Origin of the sequence: Clostridium sp. MCC353, from assembly GCF_018785315.1 — a bacterium.
GTDB lineage: Bacteria > Bacillota > Clostridia > Lachnospirales > Lachnospiraceae > CHH4-2.
This window is the reverse complement of record NZ_WQPN01000014.1, coordinates 25,291-50,380: the sequence shown is the minus strand read 5'-3', so window position 1 is coordinate 50,380 and position 25,090 is coordinate 25,291. Positions and strand designations below refer to the sequence as shown.

Here is a 25,090-nt window from a genome sequence, read left to right as displayed (position 1 = left end):
GAGTGTTCCGAAGTCGGCATGTATCTGGCTATGGCAAGAGTTGCCCACAGAGAAGGATATCCTGAAATCGGCTTATACTATGAAAAAGCCGCTTATGAAGAGGCTGAACACGCTTCCAAGTTCGCTGAATTATTAGGCGAGTGCGTGACAAACAGCACCAAGAAGAACCTGGAGCTGAGAGTTGCCGCTGAAAACGGAGCTACTGCCGGTAAATTTGACCTGGCGAAACGCGCAAAAGCCGCTAACCTGGATGCAATCCACGACACAGTACATGAGATGGCCAGAGATGAAGCCCGTCATGGAAAAGCGTTTGAAGGCCTGTTAAAGAGATATTTCAACTAATACTTACTCCTTCCCCCACACTTTACCCTTAAATAAACTCTAAAAAACCAACCGGCAGTGGTTCTATCCCCCTCACTGCCGGTTGGTTTTTATTTCTTTTTCTTTTTTGGTTTCGGTTCCGGCAGCTCCTTATAGGTTGCCGATATAAATCTTGTCATCAATTCCCGGTCGTCCACGCTTTCAATTACCAAACATGGTTTCGCTCCCTTATATGGTTCCTCTTCCTCACAGCCGGGTAAGACAGACGCGCCTTTCTCAGTTTTCTTTACGAAAAACTGGTTATCACATATGAGGCCGATCACTTTTCCATTACAGTAAACAGTGAATTCCCCAAACATTTTTTTATATGATATTTCACCGGCTCCGCTGATCTGATCACAGACATATTCTACAAATTCCAAATTCGATGCCATAAAATTCCTCCATATCCTACTCCTTTAGCCAGCTTCTGCACTGGTTGATGCGCTTTCCATCATCTCCCTGCTCTTTATCATAGGCGAATTGATTCAGCAGATCACAGGGAAACTCTTTACACTGGCCGCAGTGTTCCGTTCCTTTTGGTTCACAGCATGATTTTACCGGGCAGCTTTCACCCCAAAATGGTTTCTCAATCCCTACACATCCTTTACAGTTCATCTGTTCACGATAAGCGCATTCACTGCATAAAATTCCACATCTCGATTCAATCATAGATATCTTCCCCTTAATTCCTGTTATTTTATCCCGGAACAAATTTCCAATCGCTCTCCAGGTACTTCTATATAATAAAAGAAGCAACATGACAACTGTGCGTCATGTTGCTCTTATCCTTTTACATTTACTCCACAACTTCAATCTTCTCAATAACCGGCTGGTTTTCCTTTTTCACCGTACCATTATTATCCTCGGCCTTCACCGATTCGCAGATCTTATCCACCACATCCATCCCTTCCGTCACATAGCCGAAAGCGGCATATTCACCGTCCAGGAAAACGCTGTCTTCATGAACGATAAAGAACTGGGAACTGGCGCTGTCCATATCCCGGGAACGCGCCATGGAAATGGCTCCTCTGGTATGGGATAATGGGTTGTCCACTCCGTTTTTAGTGAATTCTCCTTTTATATTCCGGTCAGAACCGCCGATTCCGGTTCCAAGAGGATCTCCGCCCTGGATCATGAATCCGCTCATAATTCTGTGAAATGTTAACCCATCGTAGAATCCGTCTTTCGCAAGGCTTACAAAATTCTCAACCGTGACCGGCGCCGCTTCCGGCTCCAGCTCTACCGTGATCGTTCCGTAATCCTTTACATAGATTTTCACCTGGGGCTTTTCCCCATCCCAACCGGCTTTGCTGCTTTCCTCCGCTTCAGTCTGAGCCTGAGACTGGGTCTGGGTCTGTTCCGGAGTGTTCTCTGTCTTTTCCGCACCCTTACATCCGGATAATACTGTAGCTGCTGCCAGCACAGCCAAAAATAAATGTTTTTTCATGTTAATCCTCCATCCCGGAGCGTTTTTTATGCAAAACCTGCGTTACGCAAAATATTGCGCTACACAAAATATTGCCCTACGCAAAATATTGCCCTACGCAAAATATTGCCCTACGCAAAATATTGCGTTACACAGACACGCGCTGAGGATTTCAAATCCTCAGTTGCGATTTAAATTTGTGGCTCCGGCACAAATCTGGATGATGAAAATAAGCTATCAGGGTTATTTTTCTAACTGAAATGTATTTAAAAATTCATTTCCGCCATCTGAATGCCCCGCTTTATGGTATATCTGCCTCAAATTCAGGTTACATAGCCCGCTGCACGCCCTTTATTCGGGACAAACCTCCCACCAGCCGTGACACACAGGTGAAAGAAAGCAGCTTTCAACTCCCTCCTGATCTCTGCTGTTTTTATTCATCCGGATATTATTATATAGTGGTTTTATAAAAAGATCAATTTTTTTCAATGGAAAGCAGGATTCCCCTACAGATTCTCCTGTCCGACGGCCGCATATACTTCTTTTGCTGTATTGATCAGCTTTTGGATTCCATTTGATACATCCGTATCCGGCCTGATCACCGCAGAAAAATTCCAGATACCATTTTCTTCCCCCTCTAAGGCCAGGTAATGAAGGCGTTTGCAGAACACGGATTTATGAGGCATGGACGGCACGATGGAAATTCCCATTTTATTTTCCACTGCCGAAAAGATCAGCCCCAGATTCTCAATTTCACTGACCACCGGCGGATTGAATTTTAAATGTTTCAGATAATTTCTCATAAACTGGCCGGTGTTCATGCTGGCGGCCGGTATGATAAATGGGCAGTCTTTCCAGCGTTCCGCTCTGACAAACGGATAACGGCAGCCCTCTTTTTCCTCCGCTTCCCCGAGAAGGAAATGGCCGTCATTGACCAGCAGAACCATATCTTCCCTGGCAATATGGCAGCAGATATGTTCCAGAGGTTCAGCAGCCGTATTGACAAAAATCACATCCAGCTCATGTTTTTCCAACATCTGCAGCAGCGTTTCCTTTCGATTCAATGTCACTTTCGTCCGATATTCCGGGTATTTCCTGTAAAACAAAGGAAGAAGCCAGGAAGCTAAAAATTCTCCCCGGCTGCCTGATGCGCCTATTTTTATCACATTCGTGTTGTTATGAATGATCTGGTCCAGTTCCTCCTGCATTTTCAGATTCTGCTGCAAAATAATCCCCGCATGTTCCAAATAACACTCTCCGGCTGCGGTAGGCACCAGTTGTTTTCCCGCCTTATAGAACAGGGGCGTGCCCAATTCCTCTTCTGTTCTCTGTAAAAAGCGGCTCAGAGCCGGCTGAGTGATATAAAGCCGGCCGGCCGCTTTCGATATACTGCCCTGTCTGGCAATTTCCACGATATATGCGTAATCCTTACTGTTCATATGAGTCCTTCCCGGTATTTACTATAACCGTTCATCCAGTGCTTCCTGACCTTTTTTCCATTCATGAGGATCAGCCGTCTGAACTGCTTCATTTTCTCATAGCTCAATACCATTATAACTCATTTTTTCATTTACAGCCAGACGATTGGTATCACGATAAATGCCACCACAATGCTGCACGCACATTCCAGAAGGCCCCATTTGAATATCTCTTTCGGGCTGTAATGCCCGCCTTCCATAATAAATGCCAGAATTGGAGTTGCCATAGGCGTAAGACATCCGATTGCGCTTCCGAACAGCGCAGCCGCAACAAACGCATATGGTTCAATTCCCATGGACTGGGCAATGGCGATTCCGATAGGCGCCATCAGAGAAGCCGCTGCATTATTGGACATGAACTGGGTGATCAGCGCTGTTGCCAGGTAGATCACCACAATGATCATAAACGGCGAGGCGCTTTTGCCTGCCAGACCCATTATGCCTTCTGCTATTGCATTTCCAAGCCCGCTGGTTTCCACTCCCTTTGCCACCGCAGTCATACCGCCGATCAGGAATACGGTGCTCCAGTTGATGCTTGCAAACATCTGTTTCTGGTTCAGACAGCCTAAAAGTACGGATGCCACGCCTCCGATGGCCGCGCACATATACATGGGGCAGAGATCGGAATTCACCACCATACCCCCAATGGTGAGCACCAGGATGCCGCAGGAAACCATCATTTTTCCGTTTAATTCTTTCGGCAGATTTTCAGCCTTGGCGGCCTCCGCTTCATCCGGCGCCACATAAGTTGTGGGAAGGAATTTGTGCATGAGGAAAAACAACACGGCGATTCCAAACAGAGCCCTGGGCAGCCCGTACCAGGCCGGCTCTAAAAATTCCCATCCCCGGTATCCGCTCTCTATTAAAATAGATGCTGTCGCAGAACACATGCCAGAACCGGCCAGGGTCATAAATGATCCCATTCCGATACCTGCGAATAAAGGCAGAAGAATCCTGTTTACAGAAATTCCGGCCGCCAGGCAGATGGAGCAAAAAATGGGATATAAAATCATCAGGGATGCGGAGCCGCTGCACACGGATGACATGATCCATCCGGATACAATTGCCACAACCTGCAGGCTCCTTTCCCCTTTTCCCGTTATGCTGACAATCTTCCTGCCAAGCCATCCCGCAAAACCGGTATGGAACATTCCGCCTCCCACAATCATCATTCCTACCATGAGAATGATGGAACTGGACGTATAATAGTTAAATGCAGTCTTCACCGGTAAAAATCCGGCCAGCGCCATGGCGACCGTACCGATCACAACCACTACCGCATTAGGAAATCTGGGACTGAAAAACATAAATACAACTGCTGCCAGTATGATGGCGGCCACTATCATTGGTGACATAATAAATCCCCCTGTTATAATTTTTTAGTTTCCTGCGTCTATAAATGCCTTAAACTGTTCCGTTAACGTATCAATAAATCCGGTCCACTCCCCTGGATCCAAAAACGGGTTTTCTTCCGGGTTTTCCAACATCCTCTTTCTTTTCTCCAGCGTTTCATTCTGTCTCGGATGATTTCCCAAAACCACATCCACCTGCTCTCCTCTCACCTTCTTTAAGGAGTCCAGAAACTGCTGGCGGCATTCCAGCGGCAGGCCATCGTGGATCAACGCCTGTTTATAAAGGGTATTGTAGCCCGCGCCTCCGAAATACCCCACATGATAAACCTGTCCGTTTTCTTCCGTATCGAAAAAGAAACTCATCACTCCCAGGGAGTGTCCCGGCGTATGTATACAGCGGATTGAGGTATGGCCTAAGGTGAAAACCTGTCCGTCCTCCAATTCCACATCCGGCTCAAATATGGATGCATAAGGATAGGGGCAGGCGTCCATATAAACCAGTTCCGGTCTGTTTCTGAATACATCCGCCCCTGCCTTGCTGATCACCAGTTTCGTACCATACAGATCCTTGAAATCATTGGCGGCTCCGATGTGATCGAAATGTTCATGGGAATGGATGATATACTTAATATCCTTGGGATTAAATCCGCACTCCCACACAGCCTGAACCATCAGGTGAATGGAATGCTGGAATCCGCTGTCAAATACGATCAAACCGTCGCCTGTATCGATGAGATGAGAGCAGACCTTCTGATCCCCGATATAATAAACGTCCCCAATGATCCGGAACGGTTTTACATAGTACCTGGACGGATGGGCATAATAATCCAGATTTTTCGTTCTCTGCATCTGCTGCAGCTCTTCATAACTTTTTTTATATTTCTCTAAATCCATAGTTCCTCGCATTCTGCCCTTTTTTAGACGGCAATTTGTTTTGATCTTTTTTGGATATGCATATTCCTTATCGATAAGTTTATTATATTAGACAGGTACGTATAATTCAAATGCATGTTTTTCATTTATTCATTACATTATGTAATAGATAAATGCCGTTTGATCCAGATTTGATTCCGCTTTTACGCAAAATAAAAACATTCACACAGGGATCAAGGCGTCCTACCCCTGATATCCCTGCGGGAATGTTCTTTTTTTCAGTCCTGTTTCTTTATCCTGTTTCAATTCTAATGCTTCATGCCGGAGCATTTTTTGCACAAATCATTCTATTTATTTTCGAGATAATCCAGAATTTCCCCTGCGTTGGTATCCGGTTTCACTTTAGGATATACTTTTTCAATCACTCCATTTTCATCAATGATATAGGTGGAGCGCACAACTCCCATGCTCACCTTCCCGTAAAGCTTTTTTTCCTGCCATACATCATAGGCCTGTATGGCCTGAAGCTGCGGGTCAGATACCAGGATGAAAGGCAGATTGTATTTTTCCGCAAATTTCCTGTGAGACGCTTCGCTGTCCTTGCTGACCCCGATCACCACGATATCTTTGCTGCGGAACCCCTCATAAGCGCCTGCAAATGCACAGGCCTCTTTGGTGCATCCAGGAGTATTGTCCCTTGGATAAAAATACAATACCACCTTCTTTCCCAGATAATCGGAAAGCCTGATTTGCTTTCCGTCCTTGTCATTCAACGCAAAATCCGGCGCTTTTACTCCTGCTTCTAACATGATCTCTCTCCTATCTTTTTACGGCAGTCAATGCCTTATTTTCCTTCTGATATGAATACAAAATTTGTCTGGTCCGAATGTTCTTCCGAAAATGAATAGCCCAAACGGTTGAACGCCTTAATCTCTTCCAACTCTTCAATCTCCCGTTCCGCCATAAACCGGACCATTTCCCCCCGGGCCATTTTAGCCTCGGTTCCCTTGACCTTTATTTTATCCTTGCCCTTTTTATCCTTCTCCATACAGCCGAAGATACAGTTTATAAACATGTCCTCCGGCTCTAAAAAGGCTTCAACCGCCTTGCTGTACTCCTTAGAAGCCAGATTGATAATCACCCGGTCGTTTTCTGTCACCCTGCGGTAAATCCTGCTGCCCCAAAAACGATACAGATCCCTAAAATGCCCTTCTTCTGTGCAAATATCCACTTTAGACTGCATCTCCAGACGGTACGGCACAATTCCCTCTAACGGAGAAAGGGCTCCATAAAAGCCGGACAGGATATACAGATGTTCCTGTACATAATCCAGCTCTTTCTGGCTGAATACATCCGGCGCCATATGCTGATACTGAATCCCCTCATAGGATAAAACAGCAGGCGTCAACCGTTTTTTTAAGTCCATATGTACAAAACGTTCATAATTGAGGGCAGCTATTTTATCATTACATTTCCAAATGTTTTTTGCCTCTTCATAGCTCAGTCCCCTGACATACTCCATCAGAAGCCCGGCCTCCTTCAGATAACAGGGCAGGCCGCTTATTTCCAGGCTGTCATCCTTTACATTCATCTTTTTTGCGGGGGATATGATAATTTTCAAAAATGTCTCCTCCAGTCCGTATTTCTTATGTTCCTTATTATGGTTTACAGCACAGCAGTTCAGATGGCTGCTGTCCTTTTCATGCCCTTTGTTATTATACCGTATTTGCCATTGATAGAAAAGTATTTTCTGTCTGGGGTCGGATACTTGCCGGTTGCCGCATAGTGCCGGTTGCCGCATACTCGCCGGTTGCCGCATACTCGCCGGTTGCTGCATACTCGCCGGTTGCTGCATACTCGCCGGTTGCTGCATAGTGGGGCTGGTTCAACTGACAGCGGATCAACACAAACAGGCCGCAGGACCGGAACATGAAATACCGTTCCCGCCCTGCGGCCTTTCTTTCACCCTGTCTTGCCTTTAACATGTTTTAATCATCCAGATACAGATGCATCGGATATGCCATATACTGCACATCTTCCAGTTTTTCAACCGTAACGTATCCGGCCGGCGCGTTAAGGATCGTCGGAATCCTGTTTACGACAGTGGCGCAGGTATGTTCTACCGTAGCCGGTTTCGTCACATAAAATGTGGTATCAGGTTCTCCTATGATCTTCCAGTCACACATATCCCCATCATCCGGTCCGTAAACTTTTCCGATACACTGCGTCTCTATCACCGGCCCCTGGAACGTTTCTGTGGTCACCACAGCGCTCATTCCGATGCAGTTTCCTTTTGGAATATTCTTGCCCAGGGTTGAAGAATAGAGATCCGTATCATAGAAATAGGGGACACATTTCTGGGTTTGTGATTTGATGGTCCACCCCATTTTATTGCAGAGCGCTTCATTGGAATTCCATACATAAGACGGTTCCAATGTTTCTGGATGCGCGATCTGAGCCTCGAATTCTTCCGGCGTCAAACCAGCTCCGTGAGCCTTAGCCAAAGCCAGGCCGTAATCTTCCACATTATAGCTTACTGCCCCTTCGATTCTCTCGATTCTGTGCACTCCGCCTGCCACACAGCCGATCATATTGATCCAATAAATGTCCTGCATGCCCGAGCCTGCTATTGTGCATCCGTTTTTCTTTGCCAGCAGATCCAGCTTATTTGTAATGGAAGAAGCGGTTGTCCACGGATAGACCGCTTCTTCACAGGTGGTTACCACATTAATTCCCCTGGATACGCATTTTTCAAAATAAGGATATACATCACCCATAAAACTGAACAAGGTGACAACAGCGATCTCCGCATCGCATGTATCCAGGACCGCATCCGCATCATCCCTGATGGTTACGCCCAGTTTAAAACCAAGTCCGGCAAAATCGCCTGCATCCATTCCCACAATATCGGGATTGACGTCAATGGCTCCTACAATCTCAGCCCCCTTCTCATACAGGTATCTCAAAATATACTTTGCCATCTTTCCGCATCCATACTGTACCACACGGATTTTCTCATGATTCATCATCCCAGCTCCATCCTTTCCATGAAATCAGTTTCATTGTTGTTTTAATAATAAGGTTTATACAGAGTATCATGTCTATTGAGCATTATTACCAATTTCCCAGGTAATTATCAGAGTATTTTATTCTTCCATTAAATCCCCCTTGTCTTTTCCTCCCGCCCTCTGTACAATAATTTTATTATATCAGTGTAACAGGAAAGGAAACTATGACTGACATGGATGAAATTTTACAGGAAATTTTCACCTATTACGAAAAGGACTGTGATATGCCCAATACGGAAAAACTGCTCCCCATGCTGCGCGAAATCCAGGAAGCGAAAGGCTATATTCCGGAATCCGTAAAACAAATGATTTCTGAACGCCTCGCCTTAAAATCCACTTATATCGACGCTGTGATCAAACGCTACCCCAGCTTAAAAGAACAGCCCTATTTATATGAAATCAAAGTCTGCACTGATGGACGGTGCACGTCGAAAGACGCATTATCCGTCCTTCAAACATTTGAATCCCTGCTGGGAGTGCCAAAAGGCCAGGTTACAAAAGACAATCTGTTTTTCCTGAACACCTGCCAGTGTATGCACAACTGCGCAAAAGGTCCCAACGTATTGGTAAATGGCAGATTATACAGCCAGGTAACCCCTGCTATGGTCAATAAAATAATCAGGGATTTCCGTCCCTGATTATTCATCGCCTGTGAATACAGTCATTTCCAGATATTCACCGTCCGCCAGCTTCTCTCTGCTTTCATAAAGATAAATGGCCAGCCGGTCCGGTTTACCGTTCATTTTATCATGGAAATCCCTTATCTCATGAAACAGCCTCTCTCTGTCTTCCGATTCCTCTATTAAAACCACATGAATCCTGGTGTCCTTATACCCGCCGCTGCTTCTGACATAACTGCTGCTGATCTCAAATTTCTGCTCTGCGGCTTCGTGGAGTTTCAAGCTGCCTGTTTCATATAATCTCATTCCTGTACACAAAAATAATATAATGAAAAATACTGCTGCGGCCTTTCTCATACATTACTCCTCTTATTACCAGTATACCCATACATTTGGGAATATTCAACCAGAAGTTTCCCTCGTAAAATAGTTTTATGAGGTGAGTAGATGATAACATTTGAACCGCTGTGGCAGACATTGAAAAACAGGAAGATCACAACCTACGATTTAGTCAACAAGTATAAGATGAGCCGCGGCACTCTGGATAATTTAAAACATGACCGCAGCATCACCCTGAATACTTTGAATGATATCTGCAATTCCCTGGAATGCGATATCCCGGATGTGATAAAATACACAAAAGATGAAAAATGAACTGATTTTCCTAAGGAGTCAGTTCATTTTCCATTTCGCAATTATCCGATTTCTCAGCGCTTTTCAAGTCCTGCGCTTTTCTTTCATCTGATATCTGGATTATACCGGATGAAAACAAACCAAAGCCAATGGCTGATGAACAGCGTGTTATCTTTCCCATGAAATAAAAAAATGCGCCCGGCTGTAAAATACAACCGGACACAAAATACTTATAAACTTCTATATGGTGTTCATCAAATATAATCCGAAATATATGGCGTTTCATGCAGCAAAACATCATCCAGCAAATGGATTGTCTGCTCATCAGCCTTTATTCTGCCCATCCGGTGCAGCTTTGCCGCTGTTTTATATCCTAACAGCATCGTAGTCAAGGTTGCGATTGAGAGCCTTACCCGCTGATATGTCTGGCCTTCTGTCAGCAAGCATTCCCCCCTATGAAAGCGGACGGATACGTTTTTGTTGTTCCAAGCTAAGAAATTATCCTCCACTTCAAACGTAATGCAGGCATTATCTGCCGATGGATCACACTGATACTTCTGGAAAAACTGTTCAAGATCCACGATGCGCCCCATGATGTATGGGCGGATGGTTTCGCGGATGTCTCCGTCCTCCAACTCAAATGCAATCGGGTCATTGAAATAAGAACTTCCCCGGACTTCATCGATCATAGAATCGTGTGCCCGTATGTATTCCCACAATCCCTCATGGGCTTCTCTGGTTAAATAAATCATCTCTTTGATGTGCATGATGTCATCTTTGATCAGATATACCATGTAACCGCAGGATTTCCCGTTCACATCGTAGTAGACCGCCACAACCGTATCATCTTCATCCCAACGCCAATATTCCTCCCAAGCCAGCGTATTTCGGAATAGGCAGCCATGTGTTGCGGCTGAAAACTGCGCGTGCAGATTGCGAAAGTCCTCATTCTCCCAGTCAACCCGGCGGACATAGCCCGGTGCGGACGCTTTTGTGGGAATTTGACGGTCTTTCACGGAATAAGTGATTTTATTGGAAATAATCTCCCATCCCATTTTTCGATACAATGGAATCGAATATGGAAACAGCAAAGCGAGCGACTGTTTCTTCTGACGCATATGCTTCAGACTTTGCAGCATCAGGCGCTTCATAATACCGTTTCCGGTATATTCCGGGTAAGTGCACACGCTGGTAACAAATCCAATGGGATAAACAGCGCTGTAAACATTCATTTTCAATGGGTATACAGCAATTTGAGAAACAAGCGTATCGTGGTCAAAGCATCCCAATACATCAGCACGCTCCAAAATCGGAAATTTCGACTGCTTAATTTCGTCGCCTCGCCATCCATAAATTGAAAGCTCTTGTTCCGTAATTTGAAAGGCATAACGTAAAAGTGAGTTATACTGCTCTAAATCATCTGTCCGCAGATAACGTATCTCATATTCTGTGTTAGGTAACATATTCTTCTCCATTTTTTCTGTGATTCGGTCTTCTTGCCGCAGGTTGAGACAGGAACATTTCCTTTCACCCTAAAAGATAAACGTCATCCGGCGTAATCCGCCGCTCAGGCGTAAAGATGATCCAATCCGTGATCTCCTTCAGGGTATACCATCCCTCATCCCCTTCATGCAGCCCCGCTATATAATACGGTTCCTGGGTCAGTTTTGCCCATATCCGGTCCCCCTCTGCTCTCAGAAGTTCAAACCATATATGCTCATATTGATTCGTTTCCGTGCGGTGCTGAAGGTCAACGGTCAGCCCCAGCTTAACGAGAATATGACAATTTCCCTTTTCCAAAGCGGCAACCATATACCCCAGCCGTTCAGCCGCCAGCTCTTTCATGCGGCGCGTCTCAGAATTCGATATCATATAGATGGCATTTCCCTGGAGGAGTTCATCGTAAATCATAAGAGGCTCATATTCTCCCCTGTTAAATGCCTCTTCTGAAGAATAAACAAAAATGGCACAGGTATCTTCATTATGGCCGTCGGCCCGATCCACCGTTCCTCCCAGCATATTGATGTCATAAAGGGCAACCGCCTCTTCCCATTCCACTAATGTTATCATAAGCGCCTGATCCTGGGTCAGTCTGGCGAGGTAAAGCGGCTCCTTAGGCTCTAACGGTTCTTCCAATTCCAGCAAACGGTTTGCCAGCGTTTCCAGCACATTGTAATGGTACTGGTAAGTATCCTTATTGGAATTGAGCACTTCCAATTCCGGAAGGCCGCAGCGGTTCAGTCCATGGGTGTGCAGCCACACACAGTCATCCTCCCCTGACACGGCCTGAGCAGTATAAATATAGCGGGGAGCCGGCAGAACACCGGATTCAGCCGCCAGGGCAACCCAATGGCCTGAAAGAATCTTTTCCGAACTGTCATCCAGGACCGCCAATGCATCCGGCAGCATGGCATGAATGATCTTTAGCTGAAGATGATAAGAGGGCAGCGCCTCATCTCCAAATTCCATTTCCACTGCCAGACCATTTTGAGCCTCCTGCAGCGCCTCGATATCCACATCCGGAAACAGATGCTGGCAGCGGTAGAATTCAGGCAGTTGGAAGGTAATTGGATAAACCTGAATCTTATAGATCTCATCTATGTAATCCACTTCCAATTCCAGCGTCTCATCCTGAAAATCCGTGGATATCACATTAAAATCAACCGCCTTTTCCAACCGGTTCATCATATCGTCCAGTTGTTTTAAATCCTCTTCCCGGGCCGGAATCGCCAGCATTTGAGATGTTTTCTTAATCATTTGTTTTCCTCCTGGTTAATGGTTTAGACTGAATACTTCTAACTGCATTATACAGGAAAATTGCAATATATAAAACCAGAATCTTTGCAAATCAATCCCACCGCCCATCTCTTTTATCACTTGATTTGTATGTTTAAACCCTTTATGTCCTGTCGGTGGCATGTCCCGGCGCACTGCCGGACATTTTGTCCAGAGGTTGACGCGCTACCGTCAACATGGCTCCTGTGGGTATATCCTCCGTCGCCGCATCAACAAAAGTACAGGCGGGGCCGTCTGTCAAAGGCGCGAAAATCGCAGGTATTGCCACACCTGCTTTGTTTGCCGGTAGGCGCTCCCACGGAAAACGCGCTATTTGGCGGAGCGTTCTCCAAAAGAGCGCATGACATTTCCCTGCCGCTGTGGTAAACTGTTGGTATCTCAACAAAAAGGCGGTGAAGCTATGTCAAAAAAGGGCTATTCCAAGGAAGAACGGGAGCAGGTGAGGCGGGATTTGCTGGCGGTGGGGCTGGAAATGCTGTCCCAGCGGGGACTGAAAGGCACCACCCTCCAGGACATCCTCCAAGCGGTTGGCATCTCCAAGCCGTTCTTTTACGGAAACTATTATACCTCCCTGGCCGAGCTGGTGATCCACATCATCAACTACGAGATCACGCTTTTGCTCCGGGAAGTACAGCAAATCGCGGAAAACCAAGATATGAGCTTGGAAGAAATGATTCATCATTTTTTGGATATGGTCACACATAGCCGCCAGCACCATTACTTTGTGATGACCCAAGAGGAGGAAATGTGGGTATATAAGCATTTAAACCCGGAGGAGTTTGAAACTTACCAGCAGGGGCAGGCGCAGTTTTATGAACAGGTGCTGGCTCTCTGGCAGATTCCTCAGGAAAAATGCACCCCTAAGGAGTTGGGCAATCTGATCCTCTCAGTCATCCTGATTTACAACTCGGCGGCCCGGTCTCTCCCGTTCTTCTTCCCAGAGGAATTGGAGCGGACGGCCCAGGCCCAGGCAACCGCCCTTTCCCGGTATCTGGCCTCTCTGGCCGACACAGACAAATAAACAAGCATGCGGCGCATCGTCCAAACGGTGCGCCGTTTTTCTATGCGCGGGGACTTGCTTTTTTTCAAGTGTTCAGGTATAATCCATTTAAATACTATCGCAAATGCATTCGTAATTAAGATACTTGCGGTCACACTGGTCACAAACGGCAGAGCAGTTAGCGGGTGTTGGTGTGAAGTATGTTTGTGTCTTTGATCCAAAGGCATAAAATCATTCTAAAATATTAGCATAGGAGGATTTTTATCATGGGACTGTTTGGAAATCTGTTTAAGGGGCCTCAAGTAGATATGGCAAAAAGTGATGCCAACCGTAAAAAAATGCGTGTTCTGTTCAATCAAGTGGTAGAAAACGGCGACGACTACAAAATTCTTTTTGGCTACACGGAAGACGTTAGCCGTTTCAATTACGGTATCGTCCACGGCAGCAAAACCAAGATCGGCAATCTGATCGTAGGCTGGAACGAGGCCAGTCAGACCATTGTTGTAATTCCTACTGTTCCCGATCTGTCGGGCTGCGGTGACGCCACTTTCTATCGACGGAGCGACATTTTGAAGGCATATCAGAACAAGTTCCCCACGGACGAATTTATTATTTATCCGGACAGGAAGGGCTATATCGGGATTGGTGTCTGTGAATGGCTGGAGGACGAGAAACTGTATGTCTATGTTTCCCAAGATGAGGAGGTAAAGGCATTCACCGATTTCTTCTTGAAGCAGTTCCAGAAGAAATAAGGGAGGTGCTTTCATGCCATGGGAACAAATTGGAGCTGTGCTGGCCGTGCTGGTGATTGTATTCGTTGCTGGAAACCTGTGGTTTCATTTTGTGGAAGCAATATTAAGCCAACTAAAAAAATGGCGTTTCAAGAATAAAAAGCCGACAGCGTGGCACACCCTGCCGTCGGAACAAGAACGGGAAGGAAATGAGGATGGTTGATCTCGATGAAATCAGAAAACGTGCACAGGCAGCAACGGAGAAAGCGACCAAATCGCTTCAAAAGTCAATAGAGGAAAGCAATCAGTATATTGAGCAGACGCGGGAAAAATTAAACGTTTCCGCAGAGCCTGACGACGCTGCACAGGGTGGAACCGCTCAATCCGCCGCTGACGCACAACAGCAGGTCGAGCTATTAGGGAAAATGTTTAGCCCGGAAATGATCGAACAACTATCCGCCACCGAGGAAATGATCCAGCAAACGGTAGATCAGAAAGTTGCCGAGGCTGCCGCTCTAGGAGTTGATGGCCTTATGAGGCAGATGTTTGGTGAAGATATGGGGATTATTTCTGCTGCATTGGAAACGCTGGCTATGGAAGACGAAGAGGATGTGTCTGAGGAACGGGAACTTGATCTCGCATTGGAACAGGAACTCTATGTACTTTTGGATCAAAAGATGGCGCAGATCGAGGCTCTCCCGGAAGCTGAACCTGTCACATACCCTAAAAACGCCCCCCAATGGAAACACTTTGGAATTCTACTTTCAGGTATGATTTCCAGCTTAAATAACCACGATTTGGACGGCATGGACGTGGAGCTACATACCCCGGTTATGGAACAGCAGATTGTTTCCCTGGTGCGCCGTTCCTGGGGGATCAATGGCCGCAGTGAATTATTGGACACCATTCGATATTTGAGCCAAGAGGGCTATGAACTTCGGTATCAAATCTATTGCGACGCAGACACCGTGGAGCAAGTGCTGGATGAATCCATGGACGAGGAAGAGCGGGAGTCCGCTTGCCGTGGATGGCGGTTTGCACAGCATTATAAAGCGCGTTATATCCCCGGCTTTATGACCGGCTGGGATGTCGGGCGGGCGGCTATGCTGGCCCGCTGGGGTTATTATCTCGGCTGGATCACCGAAGGCGAAGCGGAAGGGGTTTTATGGGAACTTTCTCAACGTGCGGTGGAAAGTCTGCATAGCTGGCGTGAATTCGCAAGCTCTTACCTGTTTGGCGGCCTGATGTGGAAGTTGCTTTGCGGTGACAGCGCGTCTGAAAGCTATCTGGGTTATCTGACAGATGCCGCCATTGACTTGCTTACCGGAAAACCTGAAGATAACGAGGGACAATGGAAAGAGTGCCCCTGGCCTGGGGCGCGGAAAATTGGATTTCAAGGATGACATTTAAGTGTTTCTGGCTACAGTAGCGCTGTTGGCAAAGTGTCACACTGGCCCAAAACGCGGGGTTCTTTGAAATAAAACGACCAGAGCGGCAAATCGCTAACTTCCCGTTTATCGGGCTGATTTTCATACACGCCAGATAGAGAGGAGAACGCCATGAGCGATTTATATACAAGATTTATGGAATGGGTCATGCCATTCCTGCAAGCTGACTGGCAGCTCTTTCTTATTGTGGTGGGGGCGCTGTTTCTGCTGGGGGCGATCTTCCGCTGGAAATGGGTCTGCGATCCTCAGGGTGAAAATACGTGGGGCTTTCGCGCCTCCGTCTATCGGCATTTTGGCGAGAAGGGATATCGCATCCTGCAAGGGCTCGGCGGAATTGTTATTATCCTGTGCAGCGTGATGCTATGGATACTCATGTAAAATCAATGTTGGAAAAGGAGATTAATTATGGGATTATTTGGATTTGACCCGGTAAAAGAGGCAGGCGGCTGGGAAGCTGCTATGACCGAGGCAGAGATTGCCGAGATGGAGAAAAAGGGCTACGATATGTCCTCTGTCCGTGGCAAGCAGGCGGAAATCGCCGCACAGGAGGAGGCTGACGAGGCAGCCTTTGCAAAACAGCGCCAAGCAACCGCCGTCCCCACGGATTTGAACAAGCTAACGCCTTACCGCTCTACGCCCCGCAGTACGGAGAGCGGCTTTTTCCGGGACGCGGCCGGAAAAGCGCCCCTGTTTGGCAAAGACAAATGGCGTAATAAATTCGCCAATGCCCCCTTGATCTACGGCGCGGTGGTACAGGCCAACAGTGATCTATGGCTCCCCGGTACAGAGGAATACCTTCCCGCTGTTTTTGTGTTCGCTCTGGACAGCGCCCATATTTATGATGTTGAGTGGCTGACGGCCACGGCGGAGGCCATCAGCGAAATGAAGGTGAGTGACGCCATTCCCGCCGACTGCCGGGAGTTCATCGACATCCTGCGGGACGATCAGAGCGAGTTCTGCTTCCCGCTGGGAACTTCTCTGGCTGGTGGAGCGGACGCATGGTGCGTCACCTTTAAATTTGACAAGCAGACGATTCTGCCCGGAAACCGGCTGCCGGAGGATGGAATCGTGCCGTTCCTGCTGGAGGCCCAGCCGAAAAAGCAGATGCCCATTCAACTCTCCCCGATCCCCGGCAAGTATTATTCGGCGTAATATTTCACAGAGTGCTTCAGGCCACTGTGGCCCGAAGCAGACAAAACAGCACGACGCCTTTGTGGCTGGCGTGCTGTTTTTTGATTGGCTGCTTATGGCAGCCAAAATGGAAGCCCTGGGCTCTTAAATCAATTATTTTTCTCACTTTTAGTACTCTGATAGAAATATAGTCTATTGTCCCATGCTTTTCTTAAACAGTCGAGGTATGCACTTCTAAACCGTTCTTTAAAAACTATTAATTGCTTCAACTTTGTTACTCTCAGGACACAAAAATAGCAGACATACACATAACATGCAGTCTGCTGTTCTCCATTGTCCATTATTTTATTATTAAAGTTGATTATCTCATTATGAAGATTTTTTCATTTTCTTATAAGAGGTATATGATTAAACTGTATTTCTTCTAAAACTATCTATACATAATAGAATTACTCTCTTTTATTCTCTCTATCATAGCAAGTGTTGCTGCCTGCTTCATTTGCAAATGGCTGGATAGGAGATAACAGCGATAATTAGCCTAAAGAAAACCCCAGGACTGGTACTCCTGGGGTTTTTACCTTGTGTATACATATGGAACTACTCTCTTTTGCCTGGTTTTATTATTTCAAACGCTATCTGCAAAATCAAGAGCAGTTTTTCGTCGAACAAATGATTGATTATTTATTGTTCAATGCCGCCTGGGTGGGCGCTATCTTTGCAGAGCAATCCCACCGCCTATATTCTTTATCTCTTTTCATTCAACAATATACCATGGTCCATCCCTCATATGTAAGGTACAATATATTTGTTGTCGCACCCATTCTGGCAACAGAAAGGGGGTGTATCTGTGGAACTCTTAATTTTCTTTTTAGTTTCTATCATGGCAGGTGTAGTGGCCTACTACATATGCAAGTGGTTAGATAGAAACAATGGTGACAACTAGCCCAAAAGAAAACCCCAGAGCTGACACTCTGGGGTTTTCACTTTTGTGTATCTGTGTATACTTAATTTCCTTTTGCCTGCCTATATTATATCAAACACTGCCTACTAAATCAAGTATAGTTTTTTTGTCAAACAAATCGAACAAACGATTGCTTATTTATTGTTAAGAGCCGCCTGAGCCGCTGCCAATCTAGCAATCGGAACACGGAATGGTGAACAGGACACATAGTTCAAACCAACCTTATGGCAGAATTCGATGGAAGATGGATCTCCGCCGTGCTCGCCGCAGATACCCAGCTTGATGTCAGGTCTGGTCTTTCTTCCTTTTTCTGCTGCCATCTGAACAAGCTGTCCAACACCAGTCTGGTCAAGTCTTGCAAATGGATCGGATTCATAGATCTTAGCTTTGTAGTAAGAATCTAAGAACTTGCCAGCGTCATCACGGGAGAAGCCAAATGTCATCTGTGTTAAGTCGTTTGTACCGAATGAGAAGAATTCTGCTTCTTCTGCAATCGCGTCAGCGGTTAAAGCTGCACGAGGAATCTCGATCATAGTACCGATATGATACTGGATGTCAGATCCTTTTTCCTTCTTAACCAGTTCTGCTGTCTCTACAACGATGTCTTTTACATATTTTAATTCCTTCTTCTCTCCAACCAATGGGATCATGATCTCAGGAATGATGTCGTAGCCGCATTCTTCCTTCACTTCGATAGCAGCTTCCATAACGGCTCTTGTCTGCATCTTAGCGATCTCAGGATAGGTAACTGCCAGACGGCATCCTCTGTGGCCCATCATCGGGTTGAACTCATGAAGATCATCACATTTGGATTTAACCTGCTCTGGTGTCATTCCCATATCTTCTGCTAATGCTTTGATATCTTCCGGATCGGTAGGAACGAACTCATGCAGAGGCGGATCTAAATAACGAACAGTCATAGGTCTTCCTTCCAGGGCTTTGTACATAGCCTTGAAATCGCCTTTCTGGAATGGGATCAGTTCGTTAAGAGCTTCTTCTCTTGCTTCTACTGTATCGGAAAGGATCATCTTTCTGATCTTAGGAATTCTTTCCGGCTCGAAGAACATATGCTCTGTACGGCAAAGGCCGATGCCTTCTGCGCCTAATTTCACTGCATTCAAAGTATCTGCAGGAGTATCTGCGTTGGTTCTTACGCTGAGCGTTCTGAACTGGTCAGCCCACTCCATCAGTCTTCCGAAGTTTCCGCTTACAGTCGCTTCCTGTGTAGCGATGTCGCCAAGATAAATCTTACCTGTGGAACCGTCTAAGGAGATGTAATCGCCTTCTTTGATGCTGTGTCCGCCAAGTTCGAAATGTTTCTCTTCTTCGTTGATCTTGATTTCGCCGCATCCGGATACACAAGCAGTTCCCATACCACGGGCAACTACTGCTGCGTGAGAAGTCATACCACCGCGAACGGTTAAGATACCTTCTGCTGCGTGCATACCTTCGATGTCTTCAGGAGAGGTCTCCAGACGAACCAGGATAACTCTTTCACCAGCTTCATGATGAGCTTTTGCTTCCTCTGCTGTGAAGTAAACTTTACCTGCTGCTGCACCAGGAGATGCAGGAAGAGCGGAACCGATCACTTCGCCTGCCTTTAATGCGGCCGCATCAAATGTAGGATGTAATAACTGGTCTAAGGATTTCGCTTCGATTCTGCATACTGCTTCTTCAGGAGTGATCTTTCCTTCATCCACTAAATCACAAGCGATCTGTAAAGCCGCAGGAGCGGTTCTCTTGCCGTTACGTGTCTGTAAGAAGTATAATTTGCCTTCCTGGATTGTGAATTCCATATCCTGCATATCGCGGTAATGGTCTTCCAGCTTATGAGCGATCTCCATGAATTCTTTGTAGCATTCAGGCAGATCTTCCGCTAATTTTGTAATAGGCTGTGGTGTACGGATACCGGCAACTACGTCTTCGCCCTGAGCGTTGATTAAGTACTCGCCGTAAATACCGTTCTCACCTGTAGATGGGTTACGTGTGAACGCAACGCCTGTACCGGAAGTATTGCCCATGTTTCCGAATACCATGGCCTGTACGTTAACAGCAGTACCCCAGTCGCCAGGGATATCATTCATACGTCTGTAAACGATAGCACGAGGGTTGTCCCATGAACGGAAAACAGCTTTAACAGCTTCCATAAGCTGAACCTTTGGATCCTGTGGGAATTCCTCACCCATCTTCTCTTTGTAAATCGCTTTGTATTTAGCGATTACTTCTTTTAAATCTTCAGCGGTTAAGTCGGTATCGAACTTAGCGCCTTTTTCTTCTTTAACATCATCCAGGATTCCTTCAAAGAAGGTCTTGCTCATCTCCATAACAACGTCTGAGAACATCTGGATAAATCTTCTGTAAGAATCATATGCGAATCTTGGATTGCCTGTTTTGTTTGCGAATCCTTCTACAGCCACATCGTTCAGACCTAAGTTCAAGATGGTGTCCATCATACCAGGCATGGATGCTCTCGCACCGGAACGAACGGATACTAATAACGGATCCTGCGTATCACCGAATTTTTTGCCCTGGATCTTTTCCAACTCTGCAAGTGCGTCAAAAATCTGACCTTTGATTTCGTCTGTGATCTGCTTTCCGCTGGTATAGTAGTCGGTACAAGCTTCTGTCGTTACAGTAAAGCCCTGTGGAATCGGAAGACCAAGATTGGTCATCTCAGCTAAGTTCGCACCTTTACCGCCTAACAGGTTCTTCATGTCGGCTCTGCCTTCTTTAAATAAATAAACCCATTTTGCCATAAGTTATTTCCTCCTCAAGTTTGTGTAGACTGGCATCTACCTTGGTTTTTCATTTCCGCTTGTCAGCGCTCTTTACAAAGAAAAAGCCCGCAAACGGTCTGTGTCCATTATATCACAAACCAAAATCTAGTAAAGGTTTTTTCTTCATTTCCTGGCAAAAATTTAGTAATTTTTCAGTAAAATAAGATGTAAACACTTACATATTCTGTTATTTTCGCATATCTGTTTTTGATTCGCATATACGAATATTAAGTGCAATACAAACGGCCAAAGTGATAAATTCTGTCACTGGCATTGTAAGCCAGATTCCGTTCACGCCCAACACTGCCGGAAGCAGAAATACCAGGATGCCGCTGAGTGCAATCCCACGGAGAAGACAGACCACAAGCGCATAAAGCGGTTTCATTACGGACTGGAAATAAGTGCTGAATAAGAGATTGGCTCCCATGGCTGTAAAAGACAGGAAATAAACCCTGACCGCAGGAACTGCCAGGGTCAGTATCTCCTCATCCGGCTTTACAAATATTTCCGTAATCATTTGAGGAAGAAGAAGTCCTGCCGCCATGAACAGGGCTCCCGCCGCAAATTCAGCGGACAGCGCATATTTCCTGGTTTCCCTGATCCTCTTTCCATTGCCCGCTCCAAAATTCACGGCCATCAGCGGCTGGGCCGCCTGGGCGATACCATTGCTCACCGATGATACGATCAGGGCGCTGTTGGATATAATCCCGTAAACCACCACGCCCAGATTCCCCACATAGGCCAAAAGCTGGCGGTTAAACAAGAAGATGATGATTCCGCCCGACATCTCGATCAGAAAGCTGGAAAGGCCGTTGGAAATCACTTTTCCCGCCCTTCCAACGGACAGCTTCCCGGCAAACTTCAGCGTATTGGACGGTGAAAAGAAATGGGACAGCAGAATCAGGATCGTAACCAGAGATCCGATTACGGTGGCCGCAGCCGCCCCTGCCATTCCCATCTTCATGGGAAATATGAAAATATAATCCAAAACCACATTGCTCACCCCGCCGCTGATAACCGCAGCCATGGCCACTTTAGGCGCTTTATCATTCCTGACAAACGCCTGTAAGAAAGCGGAGAATAAAAAGGCCGGCGCCCCTGCAACCAGGATTCTCCCATACTGCTCCACCAGAGCGGACATGGATTCGTTATTTCCCAAAAAAGTGGTGACGGGTTCAAAGAAAAGAAATCCGCCGGCCACATAAAACAGGGAAAACAGCACCGCACATGCGAATCCAACCGTAAAATACCCCTTAGCTTCCAGTTCCTCTCCCTTTCCCTTTGAAATGGAGAACAGCACGCCTCCGCCAACTCCCAGCAGCACTCCCGTGCCGAAAAACAGGCTGAATAAAGGCAGCAAAAGGTTGAGCGCCGCGATCCCCACAGCCCCCACTCCCCGGCCGATCATCACAGTATCCGCCAGAATATAGATCGATGTTACAAATGTGGCGCTGACCGACGGTATCAAATATTTTAAAAACAACGATCTCACGTTGTCTTCCAACAAATTAAGGGTTTTCATTCTGCCTCCTCATCTAATAATCCCAATCCGCTGTTACAGAAAATGAGAGCCGTATTTCGGCTCCCATTCAATCATTCATTTCTGTTTTAGAAAGAAAATTTATCTTCCAGGTAAGACTTCAATTCTGAAATCGGGATTCTCACCTGCTCCATGGTATCGCGGTCACGAACCGTAACTGCATGGTCTGTCTCTGATTCGAAATCGTAAGTAACGCAGAACGGAGTGCCGATTTCATCCTGTCTTCTGTAACGCTTTCCGATATTTCCCCTGTCGTCGAATTCGCAGTTGTAGTATTTGGAAAGCTCTGCATAGATCTTTTCAGCGCCTTCGTTCAGCTTCTTGGAAAGAGGCAGGACGCCGACTTTCACCGGAGCGATGGCCGGATGGAAATGGAGTACGGTACGCACATCCCCTTCACCGATCTCTTCTTCATCATAAGCGGCGCAGAGGAATGCCAGCGTCACACGGTCCGCGCCCAATGACGGTTCGATGACATATGGAATATATCTCTCCTTCTTCTCATCATCAAAATATGTCATATCCTCACCGGAGGTGTTCTGGTGCTGGGTCAGGTCATAATCGGTCCTGTCAGCAATTCCCCACAATTCGCCCCAGCCAAAGGGGAACAGGAATTCCAGGTCGGTTGTAGCCTTGCTGTAGAAGCACAGTTCTTCCGGAGCATGATCTCTGGCTCTCATCTCGTCATCCTTGATACCAAGGGATTTTAACCAGTTGATGCAGTATTCTTTCCAGTAGGAGAACCACTCCAGATCAGTGCCCGGTTCACAGAAGAATTCCAGCTCCATCTGCTCAAATTCCCTGGTACGGAACGTGAAGTTACCCGGGGTGATCTCGTTTCGGAAAGATTTACCGATCTGTCCGATTCCGAATGGAATTTTCTTTCTGGAAGTTCTCTGTACATTTTTAAAGTTGACAAAAATACCCTGAGCGGTTTCCGGTCTTAAATATACCGTATTTTTCGCATCTTCCGTAACGCCCTGGAAGGTCTTAAACATCAGGTTAAACTGGCGGATATCCGTGAAATCATGTTTACCGCAGCTGGGACAGCAGATATTCTTTTCATCGATATAAGCCTTCATCTCTTCCTGGGACCAGGCGTCTACGGAACCTTCGATCTGGATTCCGTTCTCTTCCATATAATCTTCAATCAGCTTATCGGCCCGGAAACGCTCCTTACATGCTTTACAGTCCATCAGAGGGTCGGAGAATCCGCCTAAATGTCCGGACGCCACCCATGTCTGGGAGTTCATCAGGATCGCGCAGTCCACACCCACATTATATGGGCTTTCCTGTACAAATTTCTGCCACCATGCCTTTTTCACATTGTTCTTCAGTTCAACGCCCAGATTACCGTAATCCCATGTATTGGCCAGACCACCGTAAATCTCAGAACCCGGATATACAAATCCTCTGCTCTTAGCCAGCGCTACAATTTTTTCCATCGTCTTTTCCATAATCAGCTTAACCTCTTTCTTCTATTTGAAAATGATATATGATCTTCCTTCCGGCGTTTTAGCCGTAAAGTCATCCTGTAAGGACACGCCCTTGGATACATATTGAATCTTTCCCTCGGTCTGGATGGTAACGGCTCCGTCAACCGCCACACAACTGCTTTCCCCCGCTTTAACCAGTTTTTCCGGTTTCACGTTGGTACCGTCCTTAGGCGTTATAAATACCGCTTCCATAAGCGCCCCCTGGTTAAGGAACGTAGAAGCCTTCCCAAACTCCAGCCCTTCAGCCAGATTATCCTGATCCTGCTGGTCTTTCGCGAAATCAATCAGGTCGGCGCTGCTGGCGTAATCGAAAATAATCTTGGCAGCCCCGCCATCCAGAACACAGGAGCTGACCGCCACAGGAAGCTTTGCCTGCCCCTCCGCATTGGCGGACAGGGCCCCGGCCCCTTTTCCTTCATTATAAGAGGATACGATATCATCCACAAAAGCCTGGAATTTTTCCTGGGTATACGTGGCCGAATCATAAGTTTCAACCAGAGCACTGGAGAAACTGCCTTCCCTGGACACGAAAATGCTGTCCTGATCCGGTGAAAATGTGCTGGTCGAGCCCTGTTTACCGCCGCAGGCGGCCAAGATAACTGCCAACACGGACGCAGCCAGTGCAATTTTTACTTTTTTCATATACTACCCCTATCTGAATCATTTTTTTGCATATAGTGAGGATTATACCTTCTTTTCCAAATATTTTCAATACTTAGCCCGGATTAATTAAGGTTTTTAATATATCCAGGGAATGAAACGTCCGGTCAATGAATTTCGCCTTATTATCCTCCACGCAGGCGGCAAATTCCTTCAACACCTCATCGGTCAGGGTAAAGGTATATAAAGTCTCCATCGGAGACGCGATTACAAATTCCCAGGCATAATTGGTGGAATCCCCTGCCCTGCGGGGCGGATGCTCCGTATACTCCCCGTTGATCACCATCGCCTTCAATTCAAACACCCGCTGGACCAACGGGTTGGGAATGGCCTCTTTTAACAGGGCCCTGAGGGACTGGTAAACCAGCTTTAAGAGCAGGGTTTCATCCATATTTTCCCTGGCGTAATAATCGGCCAGCTCCAGAAAGTAGGATCCGTAACAGGCCCCTTCCATATCAAAAGCCAGGTCGGCGAAATAATTGGTGATTTCCGCCGACTGCAGGTTATACGCGTCCCTTCCTTCAAAAAGGGAAAACTGCCCGAATGAAAATGGGCGGCTGGCAGCCATCAGCATGCTGGAAGGGCGTTTGGCTCCTCTGGCAAACGCGGTGATCTTTCCCCGTTCCCGGGACAAAATCACCAGACGTTTATCAAACTCACCCACCGGAGTCGATTTAATGACCATGCCGGTCACCTTGACAACATCTCTCACTTTTTCTCCCATCTGCGCGCTTCAT

At 46.5% G+C, this 25,090-nt stretch carries 27 protein-coding genes; 9 read left to right on the top strand and 18 right to left on the bottom strand.

The features are described 5' to 3' along the window. Positions 1 to 342 (top strand): ferritin family protein (locus tag GPL15_RS03640; RefSeq protein ID WP_275950454.1); only part of this gene is annotated, 342 nt, incomplete at its 5' end. Between the two features lie 89 nt (positions 343 to 431). Here the strand turns inward: GPL15_RS03640 and GPL15_RS03635 are convergent. The 10 genes from GPL15_RS03635 to GPL15_RS03590 form a co-directional block, all read right to left on the bottom strand. After that, the gene (locus tag GPL15_RS03635; RefSeq protein ID WP_215696105.1) at positions 432 to 755 is read right to left on the bottom strand and encodes a TfoX/Sxy family protein; all 324 of its coding nucleotides are present in this window, start codon (positions 753 to 755) and stop codon (positions 432 to 434) included. A 16-nt stretch (positions 756 to 771) separates the two neighbouring features. Next, a complete protein-coding gene (locus GPL15_RS03630; protein WP_215696104.1) occupies positions 772 to 1,032 on the bottom strand; it encodes a DUF3795 domain-containing protein in 261 nt (86 codons plus the stop codon). 127 nt (positions 1,033 to 1,159) lie between these two features. Beyond that, positions 1,160 to 1,810 carry a peptidylprolyl isomerase gene (locus GPL15_RS03625; RefSeq protein ID WP_215696103.1) on the bottom strand — a complete coding sequence of 217 codons (651 nt, stop codon included), beginning with the start codon at positions 1,808 to 1,810 and terminating at the stop codon, positions 1,160 to 1,162. A gap of 485 nt (positions 1,811 to 2,295) precedes the next feature. Then, positions 2,296 to 3,228, bottom strand: a complete 933-nt coding sequence (locus tag GPL15_RS03620) for a LysR family transcriptional regulator (RefSeq protein ID WP_215696102.1) — start codon at positions 3,226 to 3,228, stop codon at positions 2,296 to 2,298. Between the two features lie 131 nt (positions 3,229 to 3,359). Then, on the bottom strand, positions 3,360 to 4,622 hold the full coding sequence (locus GPL15_RS03615) for an SLC13 family permease (protein WP_215696101.1): 1,263 nt from the start codon (positions 4,620 to 4,622) through the stop codon (positions 3,360 to 3,362). Between the two features lie 24 nt (positions 4,623 to 4,646). Then, positions 4,647 to 5,513, bottom strand: coding sequence for an MBL fold metallo-hydrolase (locus GPL15_RS03610; protein ID WP_215696099.1), 867 nt, complete (start codon positions 5,511 to 5,513; stop codon positions 4,647 to 4,649). Between the two features lie 326 nt (positions 5,514 to 5,839). Continuing rightward, positions 5,840 to 6,301, bottom strand: coding sequence for a thioredoxin-dependent thiol peroxidase (gene bcp / locus GPL15_RS03605; protein ID WP_215696098.1), 462 nt, complete (start codon positions 6,299 to 6,301; stop codon positions 5,840 to 5,842). A 35-nt stretch (positions 6,302 to 6,336) separates the two neighbouring features. Further along, a complete protein-coding gene (gene yaaA, locus GPL15_RS03600; protein ID WP_215696097.1) occupies positions 6,337 to 7,113 on the bottom strand; it encodes a peroxide stress protein YaaA in 777 nt (258 codons plus the stop codon). A gap of 94 nt (positions 7,114 to 7,207) precedes the next feature. Next, complete coding sequence (locus GPL15_RS03595) at positions 7,208 to 7,477, bottom strand: hypothetical protein (RefSeq protein WP_215696096.1); 270 nt, start codon at positions 7,475 to 7,477, stop codon at positions 7,208 to 7,210. Between the two features lie 3 nt (positions 7,478 to 7,480). Continuing rightward, on the bottom strand, positions 7,481 to 8,518 hold the full coding sequence (locus GPL15_RS03590; protein WP_346344889.1) for a dihydrodipicolinate reductase: 1,038 nt from the start codon (positions 8,516 to 8,518) through the stop codon (positions 7,481 to 7,483). Positions 8,519 to 8,724: 206 nt separating this feature from the next. Between GPL15_RS03590 and GPL15_RS03585 the strand changes: the two genes are divergently transcribed. Further along, positions 8,725 to 9,198 carry an NAD(P)H-dependent oxidoreductase subunit E gene (locus GPL15_RS03585; protein WP_215696093.1) on the top strand — a complete coding sequence of 158 codons (474 nt, stop codon included), beginning with the start codon at positions 8,725 to 8,727 and terminating at the stop codon, positions 9,196 to 9,198. Here GPL15_RS03585 and GPL15_RS03580 read toward each other — a convergent pair whose 3' ends face one another. Then, positions 9,199 to 9,537, bottom strand: coding sequence for a hypothetical protein (locus GPL15_RS03580; protein WP_215696092.1), 339 nt, complete (start codon positions 9,535 to 9,537; stop codon positions 9,199 to 9,201). A gap of 90 nt (positions 9,538 to 9,627) precedes the next feature. Here GPL15_RS03580 and GPL15_RS03575 point away from each other — a divergent pair, with 90 nt between their 5' ends. Further along, positions 9,628 to 9,834: a helix-turn-helix transcriptional regulator gene (locus tag GPL15_RS03575; protein WP_215696091.1), complete on the top strand. Its 207-nt coding sequence runs from the start codon at positions 9,628 to 9,630 to the stop codon at positions 9,832 to 9,834. Positions 9,835 to 10,067: 233 nt separating this feature from the next. Here the strand turns inward: GPL15_RS03575 and GPL15_RS03570 are convergent, their stop codons facing one another. Both GPL15_RS03570 and GPL15_RS03565 read right to left on the bottom strand, forming a co-directional pair. Continuing rightward, positions 10,068 to 11,276, bottom strand: coding sequence for a GNAT family N-acetyltransferase (locus GPL15_RS03570; protein ID WP_215696090.1), 1,209 nt, complete (start codon positions 11,274 to 11,276; stop codon positions 10,068 to 10,070). 64 nt (positions 11,277 to 11,340) lie between these two features. Continuing rightward, positions 11,341 to 12,570 carry a DUF4026 domain-containing protein gene (locus GPL15_RS03565; protein WP_252198075.1) on the bottom strand — a complete coding sequence of 410 codons (1,230 nt, stop codon included), beginning with the start codon at positions 12,568 to 12,570 and terminating at the stop codon, positions 11,341 to 11,343. Between the two features lie 439 nt (positions 12,571 to 13,009). Between GPL15_RS03565 and GPL15_RS03560 the strand changes: the two genes are divergently transcribed. The 6 genes from GPL15_RS03560 (at position 13,010) to GPL15_RS03535 (ending at position 16,940) form a co-directional block, all read left to right on the top strand. Next, positions 13,010 to 13,630: a helix-turn-helix domain-containing protein gene (locus tag GPL15_RS03560; protein WP_215696089.1), complete on the top strand. Its 621-nt coding sequence runs from the start codon at positions 13,010 to 13,012 to the stop codon at positions 13,628 to 13,630. A gap of 245 nt (positions 13,631 to 13,875) precedes the next feature. Continuing rightward, positions 13,876 to 14,361, top strand: coding sequence for a hypothetical protein (locus GPL15_RS03555; protein ID WP_215696086.1), 486 nt, complete (start codon positions 13,876 to 13,878; stop codon positions 14,359 to 14,361). A gap of 13 nt (positions 14,362 to 14,374) precedes the next feature. Beyond that, complete coding sequence (locus GPL15_RS03550; protein ID WP_215696085.1) at positions 14,375 to 14,563, top strand: hypothetical protein; 189 nt, start codon at positions 14,375 to 14,377, stop codon at positions 14,561 to 14,563. After that, positions 14,556 to 15,743 carry a DUF1266 domain-containing protein gene (locus GPL15_RS03545; protein ID WP_215696083.1) on the top strand — a complete coding sequence of 396 codons (1,188 nt, stop codon included), beginning with the start codon at positions 14,556 to 14,558 and terminating at the stop codon, positions 15,741 to 15,743. The genes GPL15_RS03550 and GPL15_RS03545 overlap by 8 nt, the downstream gene beginning before the upstream one ends. Before the next feature lie 156 nt (positions 15,744 to 15,899). Beyond that, positions 15,900 to 16,166, top strand: coding sequence for an immunity 17 family protein (locus GPL15_RS03540; protein WP_215696081.1), 267 nt, complete (start codon positions 15,900 to 15,902; stop codon positions 16,164 to 16,166). A gap of 27 nt (positions 16,167 to 16,193) precedes the next feature. After that, positions 16,194 to 16,940: a hypothetical protein gene (locus GPL15_RS03535; RefSeq protein WP_215696080.1), complete on the top strand. Its 747-nt coding sequence runs from the start codon at positions 16,194 to 16,196 to the stop codon at positions 16,938 to 16,940. Between the two features lie 1,074 nt (positions 16,941 to 18,014). On the opposite strand, the gene ppdK is transcribed toward GPL15_RS03535, so the two are convergent. The 5 genes from ppdK to recO all read right to left on the bottom strand — a co-directional run bounded on the left by ppdK (position 18,015) and on the right by recO (position 25,077). Beyond that, positions 18,015 to 20,636 carry a pyruvate, phosphate dikinase gene (gene ppdK / locus GPL15_RS03530; RefSeq protein ID WP_215696078.1) on the bottom strand — a complete coding sequence of 874 codons (2,622 nt, stop codon included), beginning with the start codon at positions 20,634 to 20,636 and terminating at the stop codon, positions 18,015 to 18,017. 208 nt (positions 20,637 to 20,844) lie between these two features. Further along, a complete protein-coding gene (locus GPL15_RS03525) occupies positions 20,845 to 22,179 on the bottom strand; it encodes an MATE family efflux transporter (protein WP_215696076.1) in 1,335 nt (444 codons plus the stop codon). Between the two features lie 86 nt (positions 22,180 to 22,265). Then, entirely contained in the window at positions 22,266 to 23,654 is a 1,389-nt protein-coding gene (locus tag GPL15_RS03520; protein WP_215696074.1) for a glycine--tRNA ligase, read from the bottom strand. Positions 23,655 to 23,675: 21 nt separating this feature from the next. Then, positions 23,676 to 24,335: a hypothetical protein gene (locus GPL15_RS03515; RefSeq protein WP_215696071.1), complete on the bottom strand. Its 660-nt coding sequence runs from the start codon at positions 24,333 to 24,335 to the stop codon at positions 23,676 to 23,678. Between the two features lie 73 nt (positions 24,336 to 24,408). Beyond that, positions 24,409 to 25,077, bottom strand: a complete 669-nt coding sequence (recO, locus tag GPL15_RS03510; protein ID WP_252198073.1) for a DNA repair protein RecO — start codon at positions 25,075 to 25,077, stop codon at positions 24,409 to 24,411. Between the last annotated feature and the right edge of the window lie 13 nt (positions 25,078 to 25,090).